This window comes from Flexivirga lutea (assembly GCF_054778955.1).
Genome location: NZ_BAAGZB010000006.1, coordinates 121,384 through 143,684 on the forward strand (window position 1 = coordinate 121,384; position 22,301 = coordinate 143,684).

21 protein-coding genes are annotated in these 22,301 nt (G+C 68.1%); 15 read left to right on the forward strand and 6 right to left on the reverse strand.

Annotation, left to right across the window (positions count from 1 at the left end; all coding sequences use genetic code 11):
- The first annotated feature begins 13 nt into the window (after positions 1 to 13).
- The 3 genes from ACYVBN_RS17605 to ACYVBN_RS17615 are packed head-to-tail and all read left to right on the forward strand — an operon-like array spanning position 14 to position 1,602.
- Positions 14 to 418 carry a YjbQ family protein gene (locus tag ACYVBN_RS17605; protein ID WP_460601643.1) on the forward strand — a complete coding sequence of 135 codons (405 nt, stop codon included), beginning with the start codon at positions 14 to 16 and terminating at the stop codon, positions 416 to 418.
- A gap of 48 nt (positions 419 to 466) precedes the next feature.
- Positions 467 to 1,327 carry a bifunctional methylenetetrahydrofolate dehydrogenase/methenyltetrahydrofolate cyclohydrolase gene (locus ACYVBN_RS17610; RefSeq protein ID WP_460601644.1) on the forward strand — a complete coding sequence of 287 codons (861 nt, stop codon included), beginning with the start codon at positions 467 to 469 and terminating at the stop codon, positions 1,325 to 1,327.
- Positions 1,324 to 1,602 carry a DUF3017 domain-containing protein gene (locus ACYVBN_RS17615; RefSeq protein ID WP_440283966.1) on the forward strand — a complete coding sequence of 93 codons (279 nt, stop codon included), beginning with the start codon at positions 1,324 to 1,326 and terminating at the stop codon, positions 1,600 to 1,602. The genes ACYVBN_RS17610 and ACYVBN_RS17615 overlap by 4 nt, the downstream gene beginning before the upstream one ends.
- Before the next feature lie 162 nt (positions 1,603 to 1,764).
- On the opposite strand, the gene ACYVBN_RS17620 is transcribed toward ACYVBN_RS17615, so the two are convergent.
- Positions 1,765 to 2,751, reverse strand: a complete 987-nt coding sequence (locus tag ACYVBN_RS17620; protein WP_460601645.1) for a malate dehydrogenase — start codon at positions 2,749 to 2,751, stop codon at positions 1,765 to 1,767.
- Between the two features lie 174 nt (positions 2,752 to 2,925).
- Between ACYVBN_RS17620 and ACYVBN_RS17625 the strand changes: the two genes are divergently transcribed.
- From ACYVBN_RS17625 to ACYVBN_RS17650, 6 genes are all read left to right on the forward strand, one after another.
- Positions 2,926 to 4,152 (forward strand): NADP-dependent isocitrate dehydrogenase, encoded by a 1,227-nt coding sequence (locus tag ACYVBN_RS17625; protein ID WP_460601646.1) that lies wholly within the window; start codon positions 2,926 to 2,928, stop codon positions 4,150 to 4,152.
- A gap of 230 nt (positions 4,153 to 4,382) precedes the next feature.
- Positions 4,383 to 5,015 (forward strand): hypothetical protein, encoded by a 633-nt coding sequence (locus ACYVBN_RS17630; RefSeq protein ID WP_460601647.1) that lies wholly within the window; start codon positions 4,383 to 4,385, stop codon positions 5,013 to 5,015.
- Entirely contained in the window at positions 4,997 to 5,833 is an 837-nt protein-coding gene (locus ACYVBN_RS17635) for a S24/S26 family peptidase (protein WP_460601648.1), read from the forward strand. The genes ACYVBN_RS17630 and ACYVBN_RS17635 overlap by 19 nt, the downstream gene beginning before the upstream one ends.
- A complete protein-coding gene (locus tag ACYVBN_RS17640) occupies positions 5,830 to 6,015 on the forward strand; it encodes a hypothetical protein (protein ID WP_460601649.1) in 186 nt (61 codons plus the stop codon). The genes ACYVBN_RS17635 and ACYVBN_RS17640 overlap by 4 nt, the downstream gene beginning before the upstream one ends.
- Before the next feature lie 39 nt (positions 6,016 to 6,054).
- Positions 6,055 to 6,741, forward strand: a complete 687-nt coding sequence (locus tag ACYVBN_RS17645; protein ID WP_460601650.1) for a LamG-like jellyroll fold domain-containing protein — start codon at positions 6,055 to 6,057, stop codon at positions 6,739 to 6,741.
- A gap of 46 nt (positions 6,742 to 6,787) precedes the next feature.
- Positions 6,788 to 7,588: an HAD-IIA family hydrolase gene (locus ACYVBN_RS17650; RefSeq protein WP_460601651.1), complete on the forward strand. Its 801-nt coding sequence runs from the start codon at positions 6,788 to 6,790 to the stop codon at positions 7,586 to 7,588.
- 27 nt (positions 7,589 to 7,615) lie between these two features.
- On the opposite strand, the gene ACYVBN_RS17655 is transcribed toward ACYVBN_RS17650, so the two are convergent.
- Positions 7,616 to 8,560 carry a UDP-glucuronic acid decarboxylase family protein gene (locus ACYVBN_RS17655; RefSeq protein ID WP_460601652.1) on the reverse strand — a complete coding sequence of 315 codons (945 nt, stop codon included), beginning with the start codon at positions 8,558 to 8,560 and terminating at the stop codon, positions 7,616 to 7,618.
- A gap of 89 nt (positions 8,561 to 8,649) precedes the next feature.
- Positions 8,650 to 10,137, reverse strand: coding sequence for a S10 family peptidase (locus tag ACYVBN_RS17660; protein ID WP_460601653.1), 1,488 nt, complete (start codon positions 10,135 to 10,137; stop codon positions 8,650 to 8,652).
- Positions 10,138 to 10,282: 145 nt separating this feature from the next.
- Between ACYVBN_RS17660 and ACYVBN_RS17665 the strand changes: the two genes are divergently transcribed.
- Positions 10,283 to 11,722 (forward strand): peptidoglycan DD-metalloendopeptidase family protein, encoded by a 1,440-nt coding sequence (locus tag ACYVBN_RS17665; RefSeq protein ID WP_460601654.1) that lies wholly within the window; start codon positions 10,283 to 10,285, stop codon positions 11,720 to 11,722.
- Positions 11,723 to 11,736: 14 nt separating this feature from the next.
- Here the strand turns inward: ACYVBN_RS17665 and ACYVBN_RS17670 are convergent, their stop codons facing one another.
- Positions 11,737 to 12,531, reverse strand: a complete 795-nt coding sequence (locus ACYVBN_RS17670) for a DeoR/GlpR family DNA-binding transcription regulator (protein ID WP_460601655.1) — start codon at positions 12,529 to 12,531, stop codon at positions 11,737 to 11,739.
- A gap of 161 nt (positions 12,532 to 12,692) precedes the next feature.
- On the opposite strand from ACYVBN_RS17670, the gene trpS reads away from it, so the two are divergent.
- From trpS to ACYVBN_RS17695, 5 genes are read left to right on the forward strand one after another with little or no spacing between them, the layout of a single operon-like run.
- Positions 12,693 to 13,742 carry a tryptophan--tRNA ligase gene (gene trpS, locus ACYVBN_RS17675; RefSeq protein WP_460601656.1) on the forward strand — a complete coding sequence of 350 codons (1,050 nt, stop codon included), beginning with the start codon at positions 12,693 to 12,695 and terminating at the stop codon, positions 13,740 to 13,742.
- Entirely contained in the window at positions 13,742 to 14,257 is a 516-nt protein-coding gene (locus tag ACYVBN_RS17680; protein ID WP_440282719.1) for a 2'-5' RNA ligase family protein, read from the forward strand. The genes trpS and ACYVBN_RS17680 overlap by 1 nt, the downstream gene beginning before the upstream one ends.
- Before the next feature lie 49 nt (positions 14,258 to 14,306).
- Complete coding sequence (locus ACYVBN_RS17685; RefSeq protein ID WP_460601657.1) at positions 14,307 to 15,035, forward strand: succinate dehydrogenase cytochrome b subunit; 729 nt, start codon at positions 14,307 to 14,309, stop codon at positions 15,033 to 15,035.
- Between the two features lie 10 nt (positions 15,036 to 15,045).
- On the forward strand, positions 15,046 to 17,037 hold the full coding sequence (locus tag ACYVBN_RS17690) for a fumarate reductase/succinate dehydrogenase flavoprotein subunit (protein ID WP_440282717.1): 1,992 nt from the start codon (positions 15,046 to 15,048) through the stop codon (positions 17,035 to 17,037).
- Between the two features lies 1 nt (position 17,038).
- Positions 17,039 to 17,773, forward strand: coding sequence for a succinate dehydrogenase/fumarate reductase iron-sulfur subunit (locus tag ACYVBN_RS17695; protein ID WP_460601658.1), 735 nt, complete (start codon positions 17,039 to 17,041; stop codon positions 17,771 to 17,773).
- A 412-nt stretch (positions 17,774 to 18,185) separates the two neighbouring features.
- Here ACYVBN_RS17695 and ACYVBN_RS17700 read toward each other — a convergent pair whose 3' ends face one another.
- Both ACYVBN_RS17700 and ACYVBN_RS17705 read right to left on the reverse strand, forming a co-directional pair.
- A complete protein-coding gene (locus tag ACYVBN_RS17700) occupies positions 18,186 to 19,130 on the reverse strand; it encodes a hypothetical protein (protein WP_460601659.1) in 945 nt (314 codons plus the stop codon).
- A 305-nt stretch (positions 19,131 to 19,435) separates the two neighbouring features.
- The gene (locus ACYVBN_RS17705; protein ID WP_460601660.1) at positions 19,436 to 22,210 is read right to left on the reverse strand and encodes a beta-N-acetylglucosaminidase domain-containing protein; all 2,775 of its coding nucleotides are present in this window, start codon (positions 22,208 to 22,210) and stop codon (positions 19,436 to 19,438) included.
- Between the last annotated feature and the right edge of the window lie 91 nt (positions 22,211 to 22,301).

Sequence of the window (22,301 nt, forward strand, 5' to 3'; positions counted from 1 at the left end):
GAATGGACCGATCATGCGCACCGAGACTCGTGAATTCCACACCGGTGACAAGGAAATCGTCCTCGACATCACCCGTGAGTGCGAGCAGTTCGCGGCCGACGGACCGGACGGCGTGTTGCACCTCTTCGTGCCACACGCGACCGCCGGACTCGCGATCATCGAGACGGGCGCCGGCAGCGACGACGACCTGCTCGCCGCACTGCGCGAGCTGTTGCCGGCCGACGAGCGCTGGCAGCACGCACACGGCAGTCGCGGACACGGCCGGTCGCACGTGATGCCGGCGCTGATCCCGCCGTACGCCTCCGTGCCGGTCGTCGGGGGCCGCCTCGCGCTCGGCACCTGGCAGAGCATCTGCCTGGTCGACCTGAACATCGACAACGCCGACCGCACCGTGCGCTTCTCGCTCATCCCGGGCTGATCGACCGGGTCCGACGCGGCGCGGGCCACGCGTGAAAAGATGCAAGGCGTGACGGCGACGATCCTGGACGGCAAGGCCACCCTGGTGGCGATCAAGGACGAGTTGCGCGCCCGCGTGGCGGCGCTCGCCGAGCGCGGGATCGTGCCCGGGCTGGGCACCGTGCTGGTCGGCGACGACCCTGCGTCGCACTGGTATGTCGGGGCCAAGCACAAGGACTGCGCCAGCATCGGCATCCATTCCATCCGTCGCGATCTGCCCGCGACCGCGACCCAGGGTGAGGTCGAAGCGGTCATCGACGAGCTGAACGACGATCCGGCGTGCACCGGCTTCCTGGTCCAACAGCCCACCGGACTCGACGAATTCGCACTGTTGTCAAGGGTTTCCCCGGACAAGGACGTTGACGGGCTGCACCCGGTCAACTTGGGCAAGCTGGTGCTGGGGGAGTCCGGGCCGCTGCCGTGCACGCCGATCGGTGCGATCGAGTTGCTGCGCCGGTATGACGTGGGCCTGAACGGCGCCGAGGTGGTCGTGGTCGGACGCGGACTGACCGTGGGCCGGCCGCTGGGTCTGCTGCTGACCCGCCGCACCGAGAACGCCACGGTGACGCTGTGCCACACCGGCACGCGCGATCTGGCCGCGCACACGCGGAGCGCCGACGTCGTCATCGCGGCGGCAGGGGTGCCGGGCCTGATCACCGCCGACATGGTCAAGCCGGGCGCGGCGGTGCTCGACGTCGGCGTCTCACGGGTCGACGGCAAGATCGCCGGTGACGTGGCGCCGGGTGTGGCGGACGTCGCCGGACACCTCACTCCGAACCCCGGCGGTGTCGGCCCGATGACCCGCGCGATGCTCCTCACCAACGTGGTGGTCGCCGCCGAACGACAGGCGGAACGCACGGAGCAGGGGTGAACAAGTTTCGTCTCGGGCCGCTGTGGTGGTTTGTGATCCTGGGAAGCGCGGTCGCCCTGATCGTCCTGACGACCGGCTCGGTCCGTCTCGGCGGCTACCTGCTGGCCGGGGTCTTCGCCGTCGCCGGGCTCGGCCGGATGGCGTTGCCGGACAGCGTTGTCGGCGCATTCGTCATACGTTCGCGGGCCCTGGACGGTGCCGCGTTCCTGCTCATTGCCTGCGCGGTCGGCGTCATCTTCAGCATCGTGAAGCTGACGCCTCTCGCGGGCAGCTAGCGGCAGGGCGTCGACCGGCGGGGGCGAGGCGTGCATAACCGGCAACGGTCGCCCGTTGTCGACGGTCGGTCGACCAGCACGGCCGGCCGAGAGCAGTCCGGCGGCACATGCAACGGGCGCCGGTCATGTCGACCGGCGCCCGTTGCACGAAGGGATGGGACCTCAGATGAGGCCGAGCTCCTTGACGGTGTCGCGCTCGCCGAGGAGTTCCTTGACGGAGGCGTCGATCTTGCCGCGGGAGAAATCATCGATCTCCAGACCTTGCACGATCGACCACTTGCCGTCGGCCACGGTCACCGGGAACGAGCTGATGATGCCCTCGGGCACGTCGTAGGAGCCGTCGGACGGGACCGACATCGACACCCAGGCACCGTCGGTGCCGTGCTCCCAGTCGCGGGCGTGGTCGATGGTCGCCGACGCGGCGGAGGCTGCGGACGAGGCACCGCGGGCGTCGATGATAGCGGCGCCGCGCTTGGCGACGGTGGGGATGTAGGTGTTCGCGATCCAGTCCTGGTCGCTGATCGCCTCGGCCGCGGACTTGCCGCCGACCTGCGCGTGGAACAGGTCGGGGTACTGCGTCGCGGAGTGGTTGCCCCAGATCGACATCTGGCTGATGTCCGTGGTCCGCACACCGAGCTTGGCGGCCAACTGGGCCAGCGCACGGTTGTGGTCCAGGCGGGTCAGTGCGGTGAACCGCTCGTTCGGGATGTCGGGAGCGTTGCTCATCGCGATCAGCGCGTTGGTGTTGGCCGGGTTGCCGGTCACGGTCACCTTGATGTCGTCGGCCGCGACCTCGTTGAGGGCCTTGCCCTGCGGGCCGAAGATGCCGCCGTTGTCCTTGAGCAGGTCGCCGCGCTCCATGCCCGGGCCGCGCGGCTTCGCACCGACCAGCAGAGCGTGGTTGACGCCGTCGAAGACCTTCTTGGCGTCGTCGCCGATCTCGACGCCGGCCAGCAGCGGGAAGGCGCTGTCGTCCAGCTCCATCACGACGCCCTCGAGGGCCTTCAGAGCCGGGGTGATCTCCAGCAGGCGGAGCTCGACCGGGGTGTCCGGGCCGAAGAGGTCCCCGGCGGCGATGCGGAAAAGCAGGCTGTAACCGATGTTGCCGGCGGCGCCGGTGACGGCGACCTTGACAGGCGTTGCGCTCACGAGAACTCCCTGATGGACGAGAAAGTGGTCTTTCCCGTATGACGCTAGCAGCGCATGGGCAAGGCCTGGCACCGAGGTCTTGTCGCCACCCGGCTAGCCTGGTATGGCGCGACAGCGCCACGACCACCCGGTCCACATCAGCCGGCAACACCCAGCAAGGAGCCAGAAGCAGGCATGGAGAAGATCAAGGTCACGAACCCGATCGTCGAACTCGACGGTGACGAGATGACGCGCATCATCTGGCAGTTCATCAAGGACCGGCTGATCCACCCCTACCTCGACGTCGACCTGTTGTACTACGACCTCGGCATCGAGAGCCGCGACGCCACCGATGACCAGATCACCGTCGACGCGGCCAACGCGATCAAGGAGTTCGGCGTCGGCGTCAAGTGCGCGACGATCACCCCGGACGAGGCCCGCGTCGAGGAGTTCGGCCTGAAGGAGATGTGGAAGAGCCCCAACGGCACGATCCGCAACATCCTCGGCGGCGTCATCTTCCGTGAGCCGATCATCATCTCCAACGTCCCGCGGCTGGTGCCCGGCTGGACCAAGCCGATCATCATCGGCCGTCACGCGCACGCCGACCAGTACAAGGCGCAGAACTTCAAGGTGCCCGGCGCCGGCACGGTGACCATCACCTACACCCCCGCCGACGGCGGTGAGCCCGAGGTCCACGAGGTCGCCGAGTACGGCGAGGACGGCGGCGTCGCGATGGGGATGTACAACTACAACAAATCCATCGAGGACTTCGCCCGCGCGTCGCTCAACTACGCCCTGCAGCGCAACGTCCCGTGCTACCTGTCGACCAAGAACACCATCCTCAAGGCGTATGACGGCCAGTTCAAGGACATCTTCGCCCGCATCTTCGAGGAGGAGTTCAAGGAGCAGTTCGACGCCGCCGGCATCACCTACGAGCACCGGCTGATCGACGACATGGTCGCTGCGTCGCTGAAGTGGGAGGGCGGCTACCTCTGGGCCTGCAAGAACTACGACGGCGACGTCCAGTCCGACACCGTCGCACAGGGATTCGGCTCGCTCGGCCTGATGACGTCGGTGCTGATGACCCCGGACGGCAAGACCGTCGAGGCGGAGGCCGCGCACGGCACCGTCACCCGCCACTACCGGCAGCACCAGCAGGGCAAGGCGACCTCGACCAACCCGATTGCGTCGATCTTCGCGTGGACCCGCGGCATCGCGCACCGGGGCAAGCTGGACGGCACGCCTGAGGTCACCCGGTTCGCCGAGACGCTGGAGCGCGTTTGCGTCGAGACCGTCGAGGGTGGCCAGATGACCAAGGACCTCGCGCTGCTCATCGGCCCGGAGCAGAGCTACCTGACCACCGAGGAGTTCCTCGCCGCGATCGACGAGAACCTGCAGCAGGCCATGGGCAACGCGGCCTGACCTCTGCACCGCACCGCAACGGGCGTCACGGTTTTCCGTGGCGCCCGTTGGCGTAGGCCCGAAGTGTGACCTATGTCACAACCACGACTTTCTGCAAGGAAGCTGAATCTTTGCAATAAAGGAGGTGGGAGGAGGTGGTGAGTCCGTCGAGGCACAGCTCGTCCGGGCCACCGGGGCGCCGGGCGACCCGTGCAGTCCTGCTCAACCGACATTCCGCCAAAGAAGTCGTGATGTCCCTTCGTTCTCGCCTGTCCAAGCTGCCTGTCGCGCCCAGCGTCGTCGTCGCCGGCGTGCTCGGCACCACCGCCCTCGCGTTGACCACCACCGGCACCCTGTCGGCCTTCGCGGCGTCCATCCAGAACACCGTCAACACCACGACCACCGGCTCGCTGGTGCTGCAGGAGCAGAACTCCGACGGTTCGGTGACCTGCCTGAGCACCGACGGCAACACGACCAACGCCGCGACCTGCTCCACGATCAACAAGTACGGCGGACAGTCGCTGGCTCCGGGCGGCTCGACCACGACGACGGTCAAACTCACCAACCAGGGTTCCGTCACGCCCAAGACCTTCACGATGACTCCCGGCAACTGCACCCAGAGCGGTGCGCCGCAGGGGGTGCCCGCGGCGACCGACTTCTGCTCCAAGGTCAACCTCAACGTGTATGCCGCGGCGACCGCCACCGGCACACCCATCTACACCGGGTCGCTGGACACGTTCACCACCACGCCGCAGACGCTGACCGCGCTGGCGCCGAAGGCGTCGCAGGCCTACACGTTCGTGGTGTCGATGCCGGCCAACCTCGGCAACGGCCATCAAGGACTGACCGCCTCCCAGCCCATGACGTGGGCAATGTCGTCCTGAGACACCTCGCGTGGCGGCGTGCGGCCTGGATCGCCGTCGCGGTCCTGCTCGCCGCCCTGCTGGTCGCCGCCGGTGTATGGCGCGGCACCGGCGGTCGTTGGCTGACCATCGAGACCGCGTCCATGGGCGAGGCGGCACCGGTGGGGACGCTGGTGCTCACTCGGCCGACCACGCCGGACCGGTTGCATCCCGGCGACATCGTGTCGTTCCACAGCCCGACGGGTGCGACATACACCCATCGAGTCGTGCAGGTGCAGGACGGCGTCGTCCGGACCCAGGGCGACGACAACGGCACCGTCGATCCCTACCGCACGACCGGTGACCAACTGGTCGGCAAGGTGGTCGCACGCTGGTGGGCGATGGGCTTCGTGGTGCGCGCGATGCCCTGGCTGCTCGGTCTCGGGGCGCTCGGCTGGCTGGTCACGCGCCGGATCCGGATGCCCATCCGCACCGCGGTCCGGGTGTTCGGCGCGTCGCTGCTGGTCGCCGGTGTGATCCTGGTGCAGCGGCCGCTGGTCGGCGTGCAGGTGGCGTCGGCTCGCCATACCCACGGCGCCACCGAGGCCGATGTCGTCTCCACCGGACTGTTGCCGATCTCGGTCCAGGCGGCCGGTGGCGACCAGGTGCACCTGGTCGCCGGCGAGCTGGGCACTGTGACCGGCGGTGAGCTGGATGCCTACGCGCGGCTGCCGCTGCAGGCGTCGCCGCATCTGACCGGGTGGTGGCTCGTCGCGGTCGTATCTTGTTGTGCCGCACCGTTTTTGGCCGCCTTGTGGCTGGGACGCAGACACCGGACGATCGAAGGCGTGGTCGTATGACGCCACGACTCGGCCCTGTTCGGTGTGCCCGCCGTCCGGTGGTGCTGCGCGCCGTGGCGCTGCTGTTCGCAGCCGCTCTGACCACGCTGCTGACACTCGGTGGGGGACAATCCATGTCGGCGTTCACCGGCTCGATCACCAACGGTGCCAACAGTATTCGCAGCGCGCTGTGGACGTGTTAGGCAACAGAGCTGGCCGACTCGCCGATCCGGATGTACTCATTGGCCAGCACCGGCGGTGGCACCAACCAGGGCAGCGCGGGCAGCGGCACCGACGCCACCTTCGTCGGCAGCGCGCTCGGCAGCGGGTTCGCCTCGGGCGGGGGATGCCGACGTGACGCGCAGACCTACTACACGACCACGCCGGCCCTGTCCGGGATCCTCGCGCGCTGGGTCAGCACCGCCGGGACGACGAGCATCGCCGCCGGGTCGGTGCTCACCCAGGAGATCTGGGTGCGGACATCCGTGGCCAAGGGTCAGTTGATGGGCTTCGGCGACAACGGCACGACGGCGAACGGCTCGTCCCAGAAGGGCCTGCAGGTCTTCTTCACCGCCACCGGCCGCCTCGATTTCGCGACCTATCAGAACAGCACCAACCAGGAGCTCTTGTCGCCGGCCGGCACCAGCTACGCCGATGGGGCGTGGCATCACGTGGTGGCCGTCTACAACGCCGGAGCGAAGCAGTTGTATGTCGACGGCGTCCTCGTCGCCTCGGGCACCGGCCCGAGCGAAACCATCGCGCGGGCCTACTGGCGGCTCGGCAATGACAGCTTCAGCGGCTGGACGAACGCGCCGACCGGCACCAACGCCACCTACCTGGACGGCGGATTGCAGTACGCCGCGCTCTACACCAAGGCACTGACCGCTGCCCAGGTGCAGGCGCATTACCGGGCCGGCCTGCCGTTCTGAGCCGCCGCGTCCCCGACGCGGGCCGCGGACCGGCAATACTGACGGCATGACCGAGAAGCGAGAGGTCCGCAGCTGGCTCACCGACATGGACGGCGTTCTCGTGCACGAGGAGCGCGCCATACCGGGTGCGGCCGAGTTCCTCGGCCGGTTGCAGGGCCTGGGCCTGCGGTTCCTCGTCCTCACCAACAACTCGATCTACACGCCCCGGGACCTGCGCGCCCGGCTGCACGCGAGCGGCATCGACATACCGGAGAGCGCGATCTGGACGTCGGCGCTGGCGACCGCGCAGTTCCTGGACGACCAGCGGCCGAACGGCTCGGCATACGTCGTGGGCGAGGCCGGGCTGACCACTGCACTGCACGACATCGGCTACATCATGACCTCGCGCGAACCGGACTATGTCGTGCTGGGGGAGACCCGCACCTATTCGTTCGAGGCGATCACCCGGGCCATCCGGCTGGTCGCGGGCGGCGCCCGGTTCATCGCGACCAATCCCGACCCCAGTGGTCCCTCGACGGACGGACTGCTGCCGGCGACCGGCGCGATCGCCGCGCTCATCACGCGCGCCACCGGTGTCGAACCCTATTACGTCGGCAAGCCCAACCCGTTGATGATGCGCAGCGCGCTCAACCGGATCGAGGCGCACTCGGAGACGACGGTCATGATCGGCGACCGGATGGACACCGACGTGGTGAGCGGCCTGGAGGCGGGGCTGCGCACCATCCTGGTGCTCACCGGGTCGACGACGCGCGAACAGGTCGCCCGGCATCCCTTCGTCCCGACGCGGGTCGTGGAGTCGATCGCCGATGTCGTGCCGCTGGTCGAGGAGTTCGCGCCGGCCGAGTGAACCCGGACTGCCTGCGTATGCCGTCGCTCAGCGGTCGACGGCGGCCCGGAAGTGCTCGACGGTGCAGGCCAAGCCCTCCGCCAGGGGGGTGACCGGCTCCCAGCCGAGGGCATCCTTGGCCAGGGAGATGTCGGGGCGGCGCCGCGTCGGGTCGTCCTCGGGCAGCGGCTCGTGCACGATCGGTGAACTGCTTCCGGTCAACTCGATGACCAGCTCGGCGAGCTGCAGCATGGTGAACTCGCCGGTGTTGCCGAGGTTGACCGGCCCGGTGAACGAGGGGTCGGAGTCCATCAGCGTGAGCAACCCGCCCACCAGGTCGTCGACGTAGCAGAACGACCGGGTCTGCAGCCCGTCGCCGTAAATCGTGATCGGGTCGCCGCGCAGGGCCAGCATGATGAAGTTGGACACCACCCGCCCGTCGTCCGGACGCATCCGGGGCCCGTAGGTGTTGAAGAGACGGGCCACCTTGATCGGTAGCTCGTGCTGACGGCGGTAGTCGAAGAAGAGTGTCTCGGCGCAGCGTTTGCCCTCGTCGTAACAGGACCGGACACCGATCGGGTTGACGTTGCCCCAGTAGTCCTCCCGTTGCGGGTGGACGTCCGGGTCGCCATACACCTCGGAGGTGGAGGTCAACAGGATCTTGGCTCCGGTGCGTTTGGCCAGGCCGAGCATGTTGATCGAGCCGTGCACGCTCGTCTTGGTCGTCTGCACCGGATCTCGCTGGTAGTACACGGGACTCGCCGGACAAGCGAGGTGGAAGATCTCGTCCACCTCGACATACAGGGGGAAGGTGACGTCGTGCCGGATCAGCTCGAACGCCGGGTTGGCGAGCAGGTGGTGCACGTTGGAGCGCATGCCGGAGTAGAAGTTGTCGGCCACCAGCACCTCGTCGCCGCGGTCGAGCAAGCGCTCCACCAGGTGCGACCCGATGAAACCGGCACCGCCGGTGACCAGAACCCGTCGATCGGCCACGACACGTTCACCTTCCTCTGCTGTGGCTGCCGGAGCAGCCGACTCGTCGAACCATGGACTTGATCCTGGGCAAGCGCACGTGCCGCGGCTCAGCGCGACGCGCTGCGTCCGCTGTGCCGTGTCACGAAGTCGGCCAGGTCAGCACTCTGCTGCACCCTGGTCGGCTGGTGCACATAGGTCATGTGCCCGGATTCGTAGAAATGATGCTCCAGGCGGGGCAGGAGTTCGGGCGCGAGCCGGGCCACGTCGTCCATCGCGCAGGAGTACGGTGTCGCACCGTCGTAGTAGCCGTAGGCGAAATGCACTGCGAGATGCGGGTTCTGGCGCATCGCCCGAGCCAACCGGTCGACGACGTAGACGGCGGAGTTCTCGAACTCCTTGAAACTCCAGTCACGGCCGACGTCCTCGCTGATCACCCGGAAGACCTGGTCGCTGCGCACACCGAGCTCGACACCGAGGTAGTGCTGGAAGGCGGCCGCGTAGGGGCCGGTGATGGCGTCCATCGACGGGTCGGCGTCCATCGACTCGGCGATCCGGCTGGCCGCGGGGCCGGTGAAGCGGGCATCGATGCGGCCGACCGTCAGACCACGGTGACGCAGTAGTTCGCCGAAGAAGCGCCAGTGCTCGATCCGCAGGTCCGCCCGGTCGACGTAGTCCTCGGTCAGTCCGGTGAGCCCGGCGATGCGGGAGACGGCCGCCGCCCGCTCGGCGTCGGTGAGCCGGTTGCCTCGGGAGAGCACCCACGGGTAGTCACGCGCGGCGTAGTCCTCGGCCTCGTCGAGCACCTCGCGCAGCGGCCGGTCGCCGTGCTTGCCGTGGAAGTGCGCGGTCGCGGCGTAGAACGGCAGATAGAGCGCGTGCGCGCGGTCGTTGCCGTGCTCGAAATTGGCGGTGCCGAAGTCGAGCACACTGCTGATCAGGATTAGCCCGTTGAGGTACATCCCGAGCTTTTCCTGCAGGTGCTGCGCCAGCCCGGCCGCGCGGGTGGTGCCGTACGACTCGCCGGCGATGAACTTCGGCGACAGCCATCGGTGGTTGCGGGTGACCCAGGAGCGGATGATCTCCGCCACCGACTCGATGTCGGCCGTGAATCCGTGGAAGTCCTTCGGCTGCTCGCCGGACACGACCCGGGACAGCCCCGTCGACACCGGATCGATGAAGACCAGATCCGTTGTGGCCAGGGGGGTTTCGGGATTGTCCACCAATCCGTAGGGCGGGGGCAGCAGCTCGCCGGCGTCGCCCATCTCCACCCGGCGCGGGCCGAGCAGGCCGAGATGCAGCCACAGGCTGGAACTGCCCGGGCCACCGTTGAACGCGAAGGTCACGGGACGTCCGGTCGCCGCCGCGTCGTCGAGTGTGTATGCCGTGATCGCGACCTCCGCCACGGGCTTGCGCCCACGCCATACACCGTCGGCGAGGTCGTCGCGGTGCAACACGACGGTGCCGGATTCGCTGGTGTAGGACAGCTCGCCGGAGGCGGTCTGCAACGTGTGCGATCGGCGGACGAGCACATCGGCCGGCGGAGCGGCGGCGTCGACGCCCTCGGCAGAGGGTGCGGGGGTGGGCTGGTCGTTCACCGGGCCGATGCTAGCCCGCCACCACAACAACTGGCCGCTGGCTCCGGATCGCCCCTATCATCGGGGAGCGGGGAGAGACGAGGCAGGGATGCGCGCTGGTTCGGTCGGTCGACGGTCATGGCTGCGGAGCTTCGCGGCGCTTCCGGTGGCAGCTCTAGTGGTCGCACTGCCGATGGCACCGGCCACCGCCACCGGCGGCTCCGGGGGATCGGCACCCAGTTGCGTGGTGGGTTCGGCCGGGTGGCGGCCGCCGGTCGCCCAGCGCTACGTGATCACCTCGACCTTCGGCAGCCGCGTCAACCCGATCTCGCACGACCGCCGGCTGCACGCCGGCGTGGACCTGGCGATGCTGCCCGGCCCGGGCCCGGTCGTCGCTGCGGACGACGGCACCGTGGTGCGCGCCGCACCCTTCGGCGGACTCGGCAACGAGGTGACGGTGCAGCATGCCGACGGCGTGCAGACCCGCTACGGTCACCTGGCCCGCATCGCCGCGGGCATCACGCCCGGGAGCAAGGTCGCGGCCGGGCAGGTGCTCGGCGAGGAGGGGTCCACCGGCGCCAGCACCGGGCCGCACTTGCATTTCGAGGTCCACCGCAACGGTGCGCCGATTGATCCGGTCCGCTTCATGGCCGAGCACGGCGCGCCGCTCAGTGGCACCTCGCCGGCTCCGGTGTTGAAGACGAATGCCGCTCTGCCGGTTGCGGGTTCACCGCGACGACACAGCATGAAACAGGGCGCGCTGTCAGTGCCGGCCGACCTGATGAGCCTCTATCTGAGGGCGAGTCGGCAGTATGCCGTTCCGTGGCAGCTGCTGGCCGGCGTCGGGATGGAGGAGACGGCGCAAGGGCGCAACAACCACACCTCGTCGGCCGGTGCGCGAGGCGTCATGCAGTTCCTGCGGAGCACGTTCGCGCGCTACGGCGTCGACGGGGACGGCGACGGCAGGATCGACATTCGCAGCGACGCGGACAGCGTCTTCTCCGCGGCGCACGCCCTGCACGCCTGGGGCGCCACCGCGGGCGACCCCGGCGTTCGCCGGGCGTTGTTCAGCTACAACCACGCCGAGTGGTATGTCAACGACGTGCTCTTCTACGCCGCTGCGTATGCCGCCGGCTCGGGCGGCATCGCCTGCAGCGGGGTCCCGCAGCCGGCCGGTACGGCGCAAGCGGCCGGTGCGGTGCGCTGGGCGCAGAGCAAGGTCGGACACCGGTTCCGTTTCGGCGCGGACGGTCCGGACGCCTGGGACAGTTCGTCGTTCGTTCAGGCGGCATACGCGCAGGCAGGTGTGCGGATCCCGCGCACCGCGCAGCAGCAGCGCAGCTGGCTGGCGTCCGGGCACGGCACCCGTGTCACGCCCGGGCAGGAGCGGCCCGGCGACCTGATCTTCGAGGACAGCTACCTCGGCCCGGACCGGATCGGCTTCGTGATGCTGGTGACCGACCCCGGACAGCAGCGAGGGATCGCCGCACGCAACCCGCGGCTGCAGGTGGCCCGGTTGAGCTATGCCGGAGCCGAGCGCAGCAAGCACATCTTCCAGATATGGCGGGTCGAGGCACCGACAGCGGGTGCAGCCGGCACCGACTGACGCCGGCCGTCGGCTCAGCGGCCGGGCGCCGAGATGTCGTCCCGTGCGGCGACCACCAGGTTGACCTGGTGCCGGCCGATCGCGCGGCGGGCGTCCTCGTCGAGCTGGGCGTCGGTGACCAGGGTGTCGACAGCGTCCAGTGTCGCGATGGTGGACAGTCCGATGATGCCCCACTTGCTGTGGTCGGCGACGACGACGACGCGCTTGGCGGCATGGATCAGCGCGCGATTGGTCTGCGCCTCTTGCAGATTGGGTGTGGTCAACCCCGCGTCGAGGTCGATGCCGTGCACGCCCAGGATCAGGGTGTCGACGTGCACGGTCCGTAGCATCTCGTTGGCCACCGGTCCGACCAGTGCGTCCGAGGGAGTGCGGACACCGCCGGTGAGCACGACCAGACGGTCCTTCTCCTGCGGGTCGAAGAGCAGATCGGCCACGCGTGGCGAGTTGGTCACCACGGTCAGCCGGGTCACTTCCTGGAGCGCTTGCGCGACGGCATACGCGGTGGTGCCGGCCGAGACCGCGACCGACGAGCCCGGTGAGATGAGTCCGGCGGTAGTGCGCGCGATCTCGGTCTTGGCGCCCTGATGCATCTCGGACTTGGCGGTGAAGCCTGGTTCGTCGGCGCTGCGGTCGGCGCGGGTGGCGCCGCCGTGCACCTTGCGCACCACGCCCCGCCGGGCGAGTGTCTCGATGTCACGGCGGATGGTCATGTCACTGACGTTGAGCTCGGTGACGAGCTCGGACACCCGGATCCCGCCGTGTTCCTCGACGGCGCGCGCGATGAGTTCCTGCCGTTGCCGGGCGAGCATCGCGACCTCCCTTCGGTTCCGCCGATCGATCATATCCGCACACGATCGAACACCGGAGGTTGACGAGGTCGACGGTGGCCGACCGTCATCGGGTCGGGTCGTGGGTGAGAGACTGGCCGGCGATCCGGTTCGAGTGCCACGAAAGAGAGCGCGTACCTTCCATGAGCGAGACCTCGCCCACCAGCCGGCCCAGCGTCCCCACCCCGCGCATCCTGTCCGGCATGCAGCCGACGCACGACTCGCTGCACCTGGGCAACTACCTGGGCGCGCAGGTCAACTGGGTGCGCATGCAGAGCGAGTTCGACGCGTTCTTCTGTGTCGTCGATCAGCACGCACTCACGGTCAACCCGGACCCGGCGGATCTGCGCAAGCGCACCAGAGTGACCGCGGCGCAGTATCTAGCGGGCGGCATCGACCCCGAGGTCTCGACGGTCTTCGTGCAGTCGCACGTGCCCGAGCACTCGCAGCTGGCCTGGATCCTCAACTGCATCACCGGGTATGGCGAGGCGGCACGGATGACGCAGTTCAAGGACAAGTCGGCCAAGCGCGGCACCGAGGGCACCAACGTGGGCCTGTTCACCTATCCGATGCTGATGGCGGCGGATATCCTGCTGTATGACGCCACCTCCGTCCCCGTGGGCGAGGACCAGCGGCAGCACCTCGAGCTCACTCGTGACCTGGCCCAGCGTTTCAACGCCCGTTACGGCGACACGTTCGTGGTGCCCGGCGGCCACATCCCCGAGGGCACGGCGAAGATCATGTCGCTGCAGGAGCCGACCGCGAAGATGAGCAAGTCGGCCGCCAACCAGAACGGCAACCTGATGATGCTCGATGAGGTCAAGGCCAACACCAAGAAGATCAAGTCGGCCGTCACCGACACCGACAACGAGGTGCGCTACGACGTCGAGGCCAAGCCGGGCATCGCCAACCTGTTGCGCATCCACTCCGCGCTGTCCGACGACTCGATCGAGGCGCTGGTCGAGCGCTACGCCGGTGCCAACAAGTACGGTGCGCTCAAGACCGACGTCGCGGCGCTCGTGGCCGACGTGCAGGCGCCCTTCAAGGCCCGCGTCGAGGAACTGCTGGCCGACCCGGCCGAGCTGGACCGGATCCTCGCGCGGGGTGCCGAACGTGCGCGGTCGGTCGCGTCGGTCGTCCTCGATCGTGCTTATGCCGCAGTCGGCTTCATCCCGTCGGCGGCCTCCCGCTGATGAAGACGATCGGTGTCTCGATCCCGATCCCGCAACCCTTCGCGGACGAATTGCAGAAGGCCAGGGTGCAGGCCGGTGACCCGCTGGCCGAGGCGGTGCCGCCGCATGTGACGTTGATGCCGCCGACCCCGGTGGAGCCGGACGCGGAGGGGGCGCTGCGTGACCACCTCGCAGCGGTCGCCGACACCGTGACGCCGTTCCGGATGACGCTGCGCGGGACCGGCACCTTCCGGCCCATCTCGCCGGTGGTGTTCGTCGCGGTCGCCGAGGGCATCGCCAGTTGCGAGCAGTTGGAGCGCGCTGTCCGGTCGGGTCCGGTCGAGCGCGACCTCGCGTTTCCCTACCACCCGCACGTCACCATCGCCCACGGCGTCCCGGAGGCCGCCCTCGACGACGCGTTCGCCGAGTTGTCGTCATACGAGCGCAGTTTCGAGGTGGCCGGCTTCGATCTCTACGAGCACGGAGCCGATCAGGTATGGCGCTCGGTGGCCACCTGGCCACTGGTGAGCGCTTAGGTGAACCTTATTTCGATGTCAAGGTACTTTGCGGCGTAACCTGAAGCCCGTGGCAACCTCAACCGTCTCCAAGCCGCCTCGAGTCCGCACCGGCAAACAGGGAAGCTCGATCTTCCTGAAAACGCTGATGGCTGTGACCGGCATCATTTTCGTGCTCTTCGTGATTGCCCACATGTACGGCAATCTCTACAAGCTCTTCGACGGCCACACGGCCTTCAACACCTACTCCGAGCACCTGCGCACCATCGGCGAGCCGATGCTGCCGCGACACGGCTTCCTCACCGTCATGGAAGTCATCCTCGGGATCAGCGTCGTGCTGCACGCCTACGCGGCCTACGTGCTGTGGGGTCGTGCCCGGGCCGCCCGTCCGCAGCGCTACGCCGTGAAGAAGTCGATCGCGCGGTCGTTCTCGAGCAGGTGGATGCGCTGGGGCGGCACCTTCCTGCTGCTCTTCGTGATCTGGCACCTGCTGCAGTTCACGATCGTCAAGTTCAACGTCGGTAGCGGCGGCAACACGACGGCCATCACCCACGATCCCTACGAGCTGACCGTGCACGCGTTCAACGTGTGGTGGGTCACCCTCATCTACGTGCTGGCGATGATCGCCCTCGGCATGCACCTGCGGCACGGCATCTGGAGCGCCGCGCAGACCCTCGGGTTCACCTCGACGGTCCGCGCCCGCACGATCGCCAACGTCGTCGCCGTCGTGGTGGCTCTGATCGTCGCCGTCGGCTTCGTCATCCCGCCGCTCGCCATCGCCTTCGGCGGAATCAAGTAAGGACTGCCAGATGCCTGAACCCATCTCCGAACTGGTCGACAACCTCTACTCGCTCGGCGAGAACATCGAGGACACTCGCGCGCCGAAGGTGCCCATCGACCAGATGTGGACCCAAGCGAAGTTCGACAACAAGCTGGTCAACCCGACCAACCGGCGCAAGCTGTCGGTGATCATCGTCGGCACCGGCCTGGCCGGGGGTGCGGCCGCCGCCACGCTCGGCGAGGCCGGCTACCACGTGAAGTCGTTCTGCTACCAGGACAGCCCGCGCCGGGCGCACTCGGTGGCCGCCCAGGGCGGCATCAACGCCGCCAAGAACTACAACGACGACGGCGACTCGGTCTACCGGCTGTTCTACGACACGGTGAAGGGCGGGGACTACCGCTCGCGCGAGTCCAACTCCTACCGGTTGGCCGAGGTCAGCGCCAACATCATCGACCAGTGTGTCGCCCAGGGTGTGCCCTTCGCGCGCGACTACGGCGGCCTGCTGGACAACCGGTCCTTCGGTGGTGTGCAGGTGGCCCGCACCTTCTATGCCCGCGGGCAGACGGGTCAGCAGTTGCTGATCGGCGCCTACCAGGCGATGGAGCGGCAGGTCGCGGCCGGCACGGTGGAGCAGTTCACCCGCCACGAGATGCTCGAGGTCATCATCGTCGACGGCAAGGCACGCGGCATCATCGCGCGTGACATGGTCACCGGCGAGATCGAGACGCACTTGGCCGACGTCGTGGTGCTGGCCAGCGGCGGCTACGGCAACGTCTTCTTCCTGTCCACCAACGCCATGGGCTGCAACGTCACCGCGAGCTGGCGGGCGCACCGCAAGGGCGCCTACTTCGCCAACCCCTGTTACACGCAGATCCACCCGACCTGCATCCCGGTGTCCGGCGACTACCAGTCCAAGCTGACGCTGATGAGCGAGTCGCTGCGCAACGACGGCCGCATATGGGTGCCCAAGCGTCGCGAGGACTGCGAGAAGGACCCGCGCGACATACCCGAAGAGGACCGCGACTACTACCTGGAGCGCAAGTACCCCGCGTTCGGCAACCTGGTCCCGCGCGACATCGGTAGCCGCCAGGCCAAGGTCGTGTGCGACGAGGGCCGCGGTGTCGGCCCGAAGGTCGGCGACTTCCGCCGCGGTGTCTACCTCGACTTCGCCTCGGCGATCGAGCGGATGGGTGTCGATGCGGTCAAGGCCAAGTACGGCAACCTCTTCGACATGTACCAGCGGATCACCGGCGAGGACCCCTACAAGGTGCCGATGCGCATCTACCCGGCGGTGCACTACACGATGGGTGGCCTCTGGGTCGACTACAACCTGGAGACCACGATCCCGGGCCTGTTCGCGGCGGGGGAGGCCAACTTCTCCGATCACGGCGCGAACCGGCTGGGTGCGTCCTCGCTGATGCAGTGCCTGTCCGACGGTTACTTCGTGCTGCCCAACACCATCCGTGACTACCTGGCGCAGGGTCCGTTCGAGCCGGTCGCCGAGGACGCCCCCGAGGTGCTGGAGGCGCGCAAGTCCGTCGAGGACCGGATCGAGAAGCTGCTGTCCATCGACGGTGAGCGCACGGTCGACTCCTTCCACAAGGAGCTCGGACAGATCGTCTGGGAATACTGCGGCATGGAACGCAACGACGCCGGCCTGCGCAAGGCGATCGAGCAGATCCGCTCGCTGCGCGAAGAGTTCTGGCGCAACGTCAAGGTGCCCGGTTCGGCGGCGACGCTCAACCAGTCCCTGGAGAAGGCCGGCCGGGTGGCCGACTTCTTCGAGCTGGCCGAGCTGATGTGCATCGACGCCCTGCACCGGACCGAGTCGTGCGGCTGCCACTTCCGTTCCGAGTCGCAGACCGAGGACGGCGAGGCGCTGCGTGACGACGAGAAGTTCGCGTATGTCGCGGCCTGGGAGTTCACCGGCGGCAGCGAGGGCAGCCTGGAGCCGCCCGTGCTGCACAAGGAAGACCTCACCTACAACTTCATCCAGCTGAAGCAGCGGAGCTACAAGTAACATGAACCTGACATTGAAGATCTGGCGCCAGGCCGGCCCCGACGCGCAGGGCGAGCTGGTGACCTACCCGGTCAGCGACATCTCCGAGGACATGTCGTTCCTGGAGATGCTCGACGTACTCAACGAGCAACTCACCGGCCAGGGCGAGGAGCCGGTGGCATTCGACTCCGACTGCCGTGAGGGCATCTGCGGCATGTGTTCGCTGATGATCAACGGCGAGGCGCACGGGCCGGAGGTCACCACGACCTGCCAGCTGCACATGCGCTCCTTCACCGACGGCGACACGATCACCATCGAGCCGTGGCGCGCCCAGGCGTTCCCGCTGGTGCGTGACCTGATCGTGGACCGGTCGGCGTTCGACCGGGTGATCCAGGCCGGCGGCTACATCTCGGTCAACACCGGCGCCGCGGTCGAGGCCAACAACCTGCAGGTGCAGAAGCACAAGGCGGACCGTGCCTTCGACGCCGCCACCTGCATCAGCTGTGGCGCCTGCGTCGCGGCGTGCCCGAACGCCTCCGGCATGCTCTTCCTGGGCGCCAAGATCACCCACCTGGGTGAGCTGCCGCAGGGCCAGGCCGAACGCGACGCCCGCGTCGTCAAGATGGTCAACCAGCACGATGCGGAGGACTTCGGCGGTTGCCAGAACCTCGGTGAGTGCTCGGCCGCGTGCCCCAAGGAGATCCCGCTGGACGTCATCAGCCAGCTCAACCGCGACTTCCTGAAGGCCAAGAGCTGACCGCAGCCGCTGGTGACTTCGTCCGCTGCCGCTGGCGGCGGCGTCGTCATACAACGGAGAAGGGCCGGTGCCGGGTTTGCCCGGTGCCGGCCTTTCGCGTGTGCGGGGCCGGGCGTACCGAAGTCTCCCCAGGGGAGGGAAGGGTACGGGTGTGCGGGGCCGGGGTGTACCGAAGTCTCCCCAGGGGAGGGAAGGGTACGGGTCTGCGGGCTGGGGCGTACCGAAGTCTCCCCAGGGGAGGGAAAGGTACGGGTACGGGTCTGCGGGCCGGGGTGTACCGAAGTCTCCCCAGGGCAGGGAAGGGTACGGGTGTGCGGGGCCGGGCGTACCGAAGTCTCCCCAGGGGAGGGAAGGGTACGGGTGTGCGGGCTGGGGCGTACCGAAGTCTCCCCAGGGCAGGGTTCCGGCCGGCTCAGGCGGGCAGCGCTCCGGAGTAGCCGCTGCCTCCACCAGGAAAGTGCAACCGCCAGTCATCTCGCAGCGACGGCACTGCGACACCGCGGTCGAGGAGAGCGCCGTGGACTCGTTCGACGGTCTGCCCGGGTGTGGTCCAGATATCGGGCGAGATCAAAATGATGAAACGCCACCCGAGGCCCTCGAAGTACTCGCGTCGTCCGATGTCGTTGCCCCAGTGTGCTTGCCGGTCGATGTGCTGTCGGCCGTCATACTCGACGGCCAGTTTGACGTCCTCGTATCCCATGTCGATGCGTCGGAGCAGGTTGCCGTCGTCCGAATGGAAGCGCAGGTCGACGGCCGGCTCCGGCATACCGGACAACACGATCAGCAGGCGCGAGCGCGTCTCCTGCGCGGAGTCGACGTGCGCACGGACCAGTGAGCCGGCCCGCCGTGCTCGTCCGATGCCACTCGCCCGTGATTCCCGAGCGAACGCCCTGAGCTCGGACGGTGTCACCGAAGTTCTCCGCACGAGGGAGTCGCCGAGCACGACCAGGTCGACCAGGTCCGACGTGGCGGCCATGTCGACGAAGGTCTGGACCGGGGCGGTGACCTTGATCCCGCGACGGGTCCACAGCAGTGGTGGCGTGCGATAGCGGTGGATGCGGATACCTGGAAGGTCGCACCGCAATCGATGTGGAACCGCGAGATGTATGTCGGGTGTGTCGGGCGCCGTTGCGCCGTACCAGGTCGTGGCGCTGTGGTGGCTCAGGCCGTAAGCGCCGGGCACCATCTCGAGGGCAGCAGTCGCCCGCATCACGAAGTTCGGGATGACGTTCGCGGAGACGTAGCATCCTCGATACAACTGGCGGAATCCGTTGCTCTGCAACGCTCGTCGGCCGATGCCGTGGCGCAGGCCGGCCGCGCGGCGGAACGGAAGGCGTGGATCGAACTGTTCGGGCATCGTTCCAGGATGGCCGTTGCGCGCCGACGATGCTGAGCGTTGTCCACAGGGTCGGCGAGAGTGCAATGTGCCGATCGCTGCCCTGGGGAGACTTTGGTACGGCGGGGCGGCCGGGGGTGTGCTGAACGCTGCCCTGGGGAGACTTTGGTACGGCGGGGCGGCCGGGGGTGTGCTGAACGTTGCCCTGGGGAGACTTTGGTACGGCGGGGCGGCTGGGGGTGTGCTGAACGCTGCCCTGGGGAGACTTTGGTACGCCAGTCCTCGCCGGCCCCCCGGAACCCCCGGCACGCCCCGCCGAGTGCCGTCTACCGCGCCACCAGCTCCTGGATCACCGGCGCGTCGGAGCCCGGGCTGAACAGCATCCGCACACCCGTCACCTGCCAGGACGGGTCCACGTCACCGTGCGCGTATGACGCGCCCACCGCCAGCGAGCCGACGGTCGACCAGGTGCCGTCGTGCTGCACCTGCAGCTCACCGGCGCCGGCTGACGCAACGACCGAAACCGACTGCAATGACACCGGATCGGCATACGCGCGGCCGATGTAGGACCCGTCCACTGGTTGCGTCGCCGCCCGGTAGGCCGTGGTCAGGTCGGCGTCGAACGCCTCCGTCGCGCTGCTGCCGTCGGTGGCCGGCAGGTTGGCGGAGACGGAGGTCGTCGCGGACACCGCGAAGTCGCGGATCTTGACCCACTTGCCGCCCGGGTTCAGTGCGGTCGCCCGCAGTCGCACGTACCGTGCCTGCACGGGGGTGTCGAAGCTGTAGCGAACCACCGGTTTGGTGTCGAACTCGCCGGCGGTCGTCCAGTGCTCGCCGTCGGTCGAGTAGTCGAGCGCGGCGTGGTAGATCATGTCTCCCGTCTGGGTGTCACTGTCGGACTGGCGCACCACGACGTTGCCGACCTGCTGCACCGAGCCGAGGTCGACCCGGACATTGCTGCCGACCGAGGGCGCGGCGTTGGACCAGTAGTAGGTCGACGGGTCATCGTCGGTCATCCGGCCGCTGGCGTAGCTGGAGTACGTGCCCATCGACGTGCTCGGCGTGCTCGCATACCGCTTCATGTCGAGCGGTTCGGCGCCCAGCCAGTCGACGAACGCCTGGTTCGCCTTCGCGGTGAACGCCTCGAACGCGCCGTCGCCGACGGAGGGGACGATCTGGTCGGGCTGTGTCGTGCCGTTCGCGCCCTGGTCCGGCACGGTCGGCTTCTTGGCGTCGGCGATCGCCCGCTGGGCGGCGAAGTATTCCCGCGTCGCCTTCGCGCCGTCACCGGCATCGACGGCATCCAGCATCGCGATCTCGTGCTGCAACGCCGTGGCCCACAGCGCCGCGGCATCGATCCACGGCTGCGCGTCACTGGCGAAGCCGGGTTGCGCCATACCGCTGAGCGTGCGGGGCAGGGCGGTGATCGCCGCCAGCCGTCGCTGCAGCGCAGTGCTGGTGCTGCCGTCCGCCCGGGCCGCCCAGAACGCGTCGATGTCCTTCGTCAACGCCGGCGCGTGCTCGGTGCCGGCCCGGTAGGGCCATTCCTGGTTGAGGTCGGCGAAGGTGCGCAGCGCCTCGCGGGTGCCGGAATCGGGTCCGGCGAGTTCGTCGAGCACCGCCGACATCGAGGCGTCGGCGTCGTACTTCGGCCCGTTCCAGGTGTAGTCCCCGTAGTTGGCCAACGCCGGCATCGAGGCGTACGGCTCGATCATCGGGTTGGAGGTGAATCCGTCGATGTACTTGTAGAGGTCGGGCGCCCGCCCGGTCAGCGGGTTCAGGAAGAGCCGGCCGCGCTTGCCGTCGTTCACCGGGAAGTTGTCCCAGATGTAGAGGTGGTCGGTGTTGTACGACGTACTCGCCCGCTGCACCGATGCGGCGGTGATCGTGTCCGAGAAGACGCCCTCACCGGTCCATTGCACCCGGACGTCGTCGTTGAGCCGGGCGCCGAACTCGCCCTTGTACGGGTCCGGGCCGGAGCCGTTGTAGTTGGTCGGCACGGTCTGCAGCGGCTCGAGATGGTTCGGCTCGATGTACTCCTTCTCGATCCGGTTCAGGTAGTCGGCCTGTGCGTCGGCCAGCCAGTGCCAGTCGCCGTTGTCGGGGTACTTCTGCTTGTCCGCGTCGCAGTGGAACTTCAGTGGTATGTCGTCCAGTGCGATGTAGAAGGAGCGCACGCCCAGGGCGCGCAACTGGTCGAACTTCTTGATCGTGGCGTCGAAGTCGGACTGGCCGGAGTAGCAGATGTCGTTGCCCGGCGAGAGGGCGAAGGTGAAGTCGACGTGGTTGGTGTTCGCGGCCTTGACCAGTTCCTTCATCCGGTCCAGGGCGGCGCCGCTGTACGGCGTGCGCCACTCGGCGCGCAGCAACTGGTCGTCCTTGGGCGTGTAGATGTAGGTGTTCATCTTGTGCTTGCCGTAGAACGCCATCTGGTCCAGCCGGGCCTGGTGCGACCACGGGATGCCGTAGAACCCCTCGATGGCGCCGCGGATCGACATCAGCGGCCAGTCGCGGATCGTCACACCGGGGACCTGCTTGTGGGTCACCAACTGCCGGAGGGTCTGCGCGGCGTAGAACGTGCCGCGCTGGTCGACGCCGTTGAGCACGACGGTCGGCTTGCCGTCATACCGGCCGCTGGCCAGGACGTAGCCGTCGGCCGCGAGGTCGGCGGCGTCCCGGACGCCCATGGCAGCCATGGCGTCGTCGATCGCGGGATTGGTGGCGCTGGTGCCCAGATAGACCCGCTTGCCACCGCCGGAGGCCGTCTTGGCCACGATCGGATGGCCGCCGGCCGCGGTCACGATCTGTTCGACGAGGGCGACGGTGGGCGCGTCGGCGTTGTCACCGGTGACGATCAGCACCTTGCCGCTGAGTGGGACCGGTGCGCCGGACGCCTCCATCTGCTGGGGCTGCGGGAAGACCTTCGGAAGCGTGGCAGCCGTGGTGGATGTCGGGTGTCCGCCGGCGGCTCGGGCCGGCGAGACGGCGGTGCCGGCCATGCCGAGGGCGACCGCGGCGACCGTGCCGAGGACGGCGGTCTTGCGGTAGGCGGTATGACGTCGGGGGTGGTGCGGGGTCGGGCGGGGCGGGAGTGTGATCACCGTGAAGTTCCTTCCTCAGGGCGTGGTCCAGGGGAGAGGTCTAGACCAAGTGCGACCCGATCGACGCTAGCGAACTTCCGGCGACGGTGGT